This window comes from uncultured Pluralibacter sp., from assembly GCF_913775985.1.
Taxonomy (GTDB): Bacteria; Pseudomonadota; Gammaproteobacteria; order Enterobacterales; family Enterobacteriaceae; genus Pluralibacter.
Genome location: NZ_CAJYMB010000046.1, coordinates 1 through 5,865, shown reverse-complemented (window position 1 = coordinate 5,865; position 5,865 = coordinate 1). Strand labels below are relative to the sequence as shown.

At 59.1% G+C, this 5,865-nt stretch carries 5 protein-coding genes; 1 reads left to right on the top strand and 4 read right to left on the bottom strand.

Annotated features, from left to right (window positions below; translation table 11 throughout):
• From dauA to lolB, 4 genes are all read right to left on the bottom strand, one after another.
• On the bottom strand, positions 1-1,586 hold a 1,586-nt coding region (gene dauA / locus QZ766_RS05770), incomplete at its 3' end, for a C4-dicarboxylic acid transporter DauA (protein WP_297198597.1).
• Positions 1,587-1,835: 249 nt separating this feature from the next.
• Positions 1,836-2,783: a ribose-phosphate diphosphokinase gene (gene prs / locus QZ766_RS05765; RefSeq protein WP_297198595.1), complete on the bottom strand. Its 948-nt coding sequence runs from the start codon at positions 2,781-2,783 to the stop codon at positions 1,836-1,838.
• Between the two features lie 127 nt (positions 2,784-2,910).
• Positions 2,911-3,780: a 4-(cytidine 5'-diphospho)-2-C-methyl-D-erythritol kinase gene (ispE, locus tag QZ766_RS05760; protein ID WP_297198591.1), complete on the bottom strand. Its 870-nt coding sequence runs from the start codon at positions 3,778-3,780 to the stop codon at positions 2,911-2,913.
• Positions 3,777-4,391 (bottom strand): lipoprotein insertase outer membrane protein LolB, encoded by a 615-nt coding sequence (gene lolB, locus QZ766_RS05755; RefSeq protein WP_297198600.1) that lies wholly within the window; start codon positions 4,389-4,391, stop codon positions 3,777-3,779. The genes ispE and lolB overlap by 4 nt, the downstream gene beginning before the upstream one ends.
• A 204-nt stretch (positions 4,392-4,595) precedes the next feature.
• Here lolB and hemA point away from each other — a divergent pair, with 204 nt between their 5' ends.
• The gene (hemA, locus tag QZ766_RS05750; protein WP_297198588.1) at positions 4,596-5,852 is read left to right on the top strand and encodes a glutamyl-tRNA reductase; all 1,257 of its coding nucleotides are present in this window, start codon (positions 4,596-4,598) and stop codon (positions 5,850-5,852) included.
• The last annotated feature ends 13 nt before the right edge of the window (positions 5,853-5,865 follow it).

The following is a 5,865-nucleotide window of genomic DNA, read 5'->3' as shown; positions in this document are numbered from 1 at the left end:
TGAAACTCCAGATTGGACACCCGCAGCTCGCAGCCTTCCGGCAGCGCCTGAACAAAGCGCTGAAAAGTTTCCAGACCGCCTGCGTCCAGCAGCGGTACCGCATCCCACTTCATCACCACAATCCGCTTGCCGCTCAGCTGGCTTTGCAGAACATTAAACACGCCGTCGGCCGCGGCGAAAAACAGCGGGCCAATCACCCGCACCACCAGCACTTCGTCGGGAACGCTAACCGCTACCGGCGCCAGCCGCGTCATGCGCGCGATACGGCGCATAAACAGCAGCGAGGCCAGCACGATACCGACGCCGATGGCAATCACCATGTCAAACAGCACCGTTAACGACATGCACAGCAGCATGACGATAATGTCGTCGATGGGCGCGCGGCGCAGCAGGTTGACGACTTTGTGGGCTTCGCTCATGTTCCACGCCACCATCAGCAGCAGGGCCGCCATCGCCGATAGCGGCAGCCACGAGAGCAGCGGGGCGAGGACAAGCAGCGCCAGCAGCACCAGTACCGCGTGGATCACCGCAGCGACCGGCGAGGTAGCCCCGGCGCGGACGTTGGCCGCCGAGCGGGCAATCGCCGCGGTGGCGGTAATGCCGCCGAAGAACGGCGCGATGATATTGCCGAGCCCCTGGCCAATCAGTTCGTTGTTCGCCTTGTGGCGAGTGCCGGTCATACCGTCCAGCACCACGGCGCACAGCAGCGACTCAATAGCGCCGAGCATTGCCATCGAAAAGGCCGCCGGCAGCAGCGCCTGCAGGGAATTGAGGCTTAACGTGAAGCTGGCTCCGGACATTTGCCACGGCAGCACCAGCTGCGGCAGCAGCGGGGGAATACCGTTGCCCTGGCTACCGTCGCTGAGCAGATAGTGGAACCGGGAGCCGATGGTGGCGACGTCGCCGCCGAGCAGGTTCACCGCGCCCATCACCGCGCAGCCCACCAGCAGCGCGGGAAGGTGCCCCGGCAGGCGCAGGCCCAGACGCGGCCAGAGGATCAGCACAGCCAGGGTCGTCACGCCGATAGCAGTATCGCCGGGGTTAATGGTCGGCAGCGCTGCCGCCAGAGCGGCTACTTTCTGCCAGTAATGTTCCGGTGACTGGCTAAGCTGCAGGCCGAGAAAGTCCTTCACCTGCATGGTGGCAATGGTAATGCCGATCCCCGACGTGAACCCCAGCGTGACCGATACCGGAATGTACTCAATCAGGCGGCCTAACCTTGCGACGCCGAACAGGATCAGGAATACGCCGGACATCAGGGTCGCCACCAGCAGCCCGGCGAGGCCGAACTGTTGGGAAACCGGGTAAAGGATAACGACGAAGGCGGCCGTAGGGCCGGAGACGCTAAAGCGCGAGCCGCCGGCGAGGGCGATGACAATCCCGGCCACGGCGGAGGTATAAAGCCCGTACTGCGGCGCGACGCCGCTGCCGATCGCTAGCGCCATTGCCAGCGGAATGGCGATGATACCGACGGTAATGCCGGCGATCAAATCGCGAACGAAGCGGGGAGCGGTGTATTTCTCTTTCCAGCAGGCATCGATCAGCGCCCGAAAGGGCAGTATCTCTGCAATGTTATTTTTATTCACGGTGGAGGTACCTCATGCGCATCAGTGTCGGGTAAGGGCACCGAAGGAGGCATTGATCATACAAATGTTGGGCGGTGATAAAAAAACCCGCCGCGGCGGGTTTTTATACAGCACGTTGAATCTATATCCTAAATAATTCGAGTTGCTTACAGGCGGCAAGAGAGCGAATCCCCGGAAGCTTACATAAGTAAGTGACCGGGGTGAGCAAACGCAGCCAACGCACAAGCAGCTTGAAGTATGACGGGTATATCAGTGTTCGAACATCGCTGAAATAGATTCTTCATTGCTGATGCGGCGAATCGCTTCTGCCAGCATGCCGGAGAGGGTCAGCGTGCGCACGTTCGGCAGCGCTTTGATTTCCGCCGACAGCGGGATGGTATCGCACACGATCACTTCGTCAATCACCGAGTCGCGCAGGTTGGTTGCCGCGTTGCCGGAGAAGATTGGGTGAGTGGCGTAAGCAAATACGCGTTTAGCACCGCGCTCTTTCAGCGCTTCGGCAGCCTTGCACAGCGTGCCGCCGGTGTCGATCATATCGTCAACCAGCACGCAGTCGCGGCCGGCAACGTCGCCGATAATGTGCATAACCTGAGAGACGTTAGCGCGCGGGCGACGCTTGTCGATGATGGCCATGTCGGTGTCATTGAGCAGCTTGGCAATTGCGCGGGCACGCACGACGCCGCCAATGTCAGGAGAAACCACAATTGGGTTTTCCAGCTTCAGCTGCAGCATATCTTCCAGCAGAATTGGGCTGCCGAAGACGTTATCAACAGGCACATCAAAGAAGCCCTGAATCTGTTCAGCGTGCAGATCTACGGTCAATACGCGGTCAACGCCAACGCTGGACAGGAAGTCCGCGACAACTTTGGCAGTGATGGGTACACGGGCAGAGCGTACGCGACGATCCTGACGTGCATAGCCAAAGTAGGGGATTACGGCGGTGATACGGCCGGCAGAAGCGCGGCGCAGGGCATCGACCATAACAACCAGTTCCATCAGGTTGTCGTTCGTGGGAGCACAAGTGGACTGGATGATGAAAATATCACCACCGCGTACGTTTTCATTGATTTGTACGCTGACTTCACCGTCGCTAAAACGTCCTACAGCGGCGTCGCCAAGAGAAGTGTACAGGCGGTTGGCAATACGTTGTGCTAGTTCCGGGGTGGCGTTACCAGCAAAAAGCTTCATATCAGGCACGAGAAGAACCTCAGGCATGCGTCCAGTGGCGGATGAAGGAAGAGCCGGGGCTGTGCGGGTCAGGCGCAGCTTCATCCATTGGGTGTATTAGCGAGCACGATGCAACGTCTGGAACGAGGTGGCGCTGTCACCGGGACTCAGTTTGCCCCTTTAACGTCTGCATAAGCGGTGAGATGTTGACACCGCGGGCGACAAAGCCCTGCAGCCAGTCGGGGGCGCGTTCCAGCACCTGGCGGGCAGCGGATTCGGTGTCAAATTCAGCAAAAACACAGGCTCCGGTGCCAGTCAGACGCGACGGCGCGTATTCTAACAGCCAGGAAAGCGCCGCATCAACCTTACGAAATCGTTTTCTTGCGATAACCTCGCAATCATTGCTGAATTCACATTTTAATAACGTTTCTACCGATCTTTTTGGTGAGTTTCTGGGCAGATCCGGATCGCCAAAAATAATCGGGGTGGCGATACTGACGCCGGGATGGGCGACCAGATACCATTTTTCCGACACCGTCACCGGCGTAAGCAGTTCGCCCACGCCTTCGGCAAAGGCGGCGTGGCCGCGCACGAATACCGGCACGTCCGCGCCCAGCGTCAGGCCTATTTCCGCCAGCGTATCCACCGATAAGCCGCACTGCCATAAATGGTTAAGCGCCACCAGCACCGTGGCGGCATTAGATGAGCCGCCGCCGAGGCCGCCGCCCATCGGCAGGCGTTTGTCGATGCGGATATCGGCACCGCAGGAGGCGTCGAAGCGCCCGCTGCGCGTGGCTTCCTGAATAAGCAGGCGCGCCGCGCGGATAATCAGGTTGTCATCGTTGGCCACGCCGTCCACAGGCGTAAGTAGATTAAGCTGACCATCCTGACGCAGGTCGATGGTTAGGGTGTCGCCATAGTCCAGAAACTGGAACAGCGTCTGCAGCGTGTGGTAGCCGTCGGCGCGCTGTCCGGTAATGTAGAGAAACAAGTTCAGTTTTGCCGGTGAGGGCCAGCGGGTGCTCATTTAACGATCCAGTTATTCATTTTCAGCTTGATACGTTCGCTGCCGTCGGTCAGCTCCATGTTGGCCGGCATGGCCGGGGTGGTTTTGCTGTCGTAGCCGCCGTAAACCACTTTCCAGGTTTTACCGTCGCGGGCGTAGGTCAGCTCGCTCAGGCGCGCCTGGTCATCGAGTTTGTAATCCGTGGCGTCGCCGGGCAGGCCGAGGATCCACTGGCGCAGGCTGTTGAGCGGGATCGGCATCCCGGTGAGTTTGCCAATCATCTCTTCTGCATCTGTGGCGGTATAGGATTTGCCTTTATTATCCACCAGCGTCACGCTCCCCGGTTTTGCGGTGAGCGAAAGCTCCGTGCTGCCCAGCGGATTGGTCAACAGCAGGCGGTAGCTATCCTGGCCGGTTTGCTGCCAGAAAAAGTTGGCGTACACTTTTTGATCGTCAGAGATAAAAGCGAAGGCGCCGCGGGCCTGATATTGGTTCAGCTGACGCACCTGCTGCTGATGCGCGCGCCACTGGGGGGAGTCGACACTCTGTCCCGGCCCTTTAGGCACATTGTTAAGCGTACAGGCAGAGAGTACCAGCGCGGCCAGGGGCATCAGACGCAACAGTCGGGTCATGCTCATAAGGGAAAATCCTTGTTGTCCATTACAGTTATAATCTTCAATCGTAGCGTCGCCGGTTCACAGCGTCTACGTTCAGATTGTCTGAAATCATGAATTTAACGATGGCTCCAAAAGGCGCGACTCTCTTTTATTGACCTTGCGCATCCTGTATGATGCGTCCAGACTAACCGTATTCATTCTGGCACTATTCCTGTATTCATGACGCTGCTAGCACTAGGTATTAACCACAAAACGGCCCCGGTTGCGCTGCGAGAACGCGTTTCGTTTTCGCCGGATACGCTCGACCAGGCGCTGGAAAGTCTGCTTTCCCAGCCAATGGTGCAGGGCGGCGTTGTGCTGTCTACCTGTAATCGCACGGAACTCTACCTCAGCGTTGAAGAGCAGGAAAACCTGCACGAAGCCCTGATCCGCTGGCTCTGCGATTATCACCAGCTTAATGAAGAAGACCTGCGCAAAAGCCTCTACTGGCATCAGGATAATGACGCCGTCAGCCACCTGATGCGCGTCGCCAGCGGACTGGATTCGCTTATTCTCGGCGAGCCGCAGATCCTCGGGCAGGTTAAAAAAGCCTTCGCCGACTCCAGCCGTGGGCACCTTAACGTCAGCGAGCTGGAGCGCATGTTCCAGAAATCGTTCTCCGTTGCCAAGCGCGTGCGTACTGAAACAGACATTGGCGCCAGCGCGGTGTCCGTTGCGTTTGCGGCCTGCACCCTGGCGCGGCAGATCTTTGAATCGCTCTCCACCGTGACCGTAATGCTGGTTGGCGCCGGCGAAACTATCGAACTGGTTGCCCGCCACCTGCGCGAGCACGGCGTGAAGAAAATGCTGATCGCCAACCGCACCCGCGAGCGCGCGCAGCTGCTGGCCGACGAAGTCGGGGCGGAAGTGCTGGCTCTGAGCGACGTGGATGCCCGCCTGCAAGAGGCCGATATCATTATCAGCTCCACCGCCAGCCCGCTGCCGATCATCGGTAAAGGGATGGTCGAGCGCGCCCTGAAAGCGCGCCGCAATCAGCCGATGCTGCTGGTGGACATTGCCGTACCGCGCGATGTTGAACCGGAAGTTGGCAAGCTTGCCAACGCCTATCTCTACAGCGTCGACGATCTGCACAGCATCATTCAGCACAACCTCGCCCAGCGCAAAGCCGCGGCGCAGCAGGCTGAAACGATTGTTGAGCAGGAAGCCGGCGAGTTTATGTCCTGGCTGCGCGCCCAAGGTGCCAGCGCGACGATCCGCGAGTACCGCTCTCAGGCCGAAGATGTTCGCAACGAGCTGACCACCCGCGCGCTGGCCGCGCTGCAGCAGGGCGGCAATGCAGAAGCCATCCTGCAGGAACTGGCCCACAAGTTGACAAACCGCCTGATCCACGCCCCAACAAAATCACTTCAGCAGGCCGCCCGCGACGGGGATGACGAACGCCTGCACATTTTGCGCAACAGCCTCGGGCTGGAATAGCGCCACTTTCACT

Bases quoted from the DNA above. Each gene is read 5' to 3' on its own strand.
- lolB (WP_297198600.1), bottom strand. From the start codon at position 4,391: ATGACCCGACTGTTGCGTCTGATGCCCCTGGCCGCGCTGGTACTCTCT.
- ispE (WP_297198591.1), bottom strand. From the start codon at position 3,780: ATGAGCACCCGCTGGCCCTCACCGGCAAAACTGAACTTGTTTCTCTAC.
- hemA (WP_297198588.1), top strand. From the start codon at position 4,596: ATGACGCTGCTAGCACTAGGTATTAACCACAAAACGGCCCCGGTTGCG.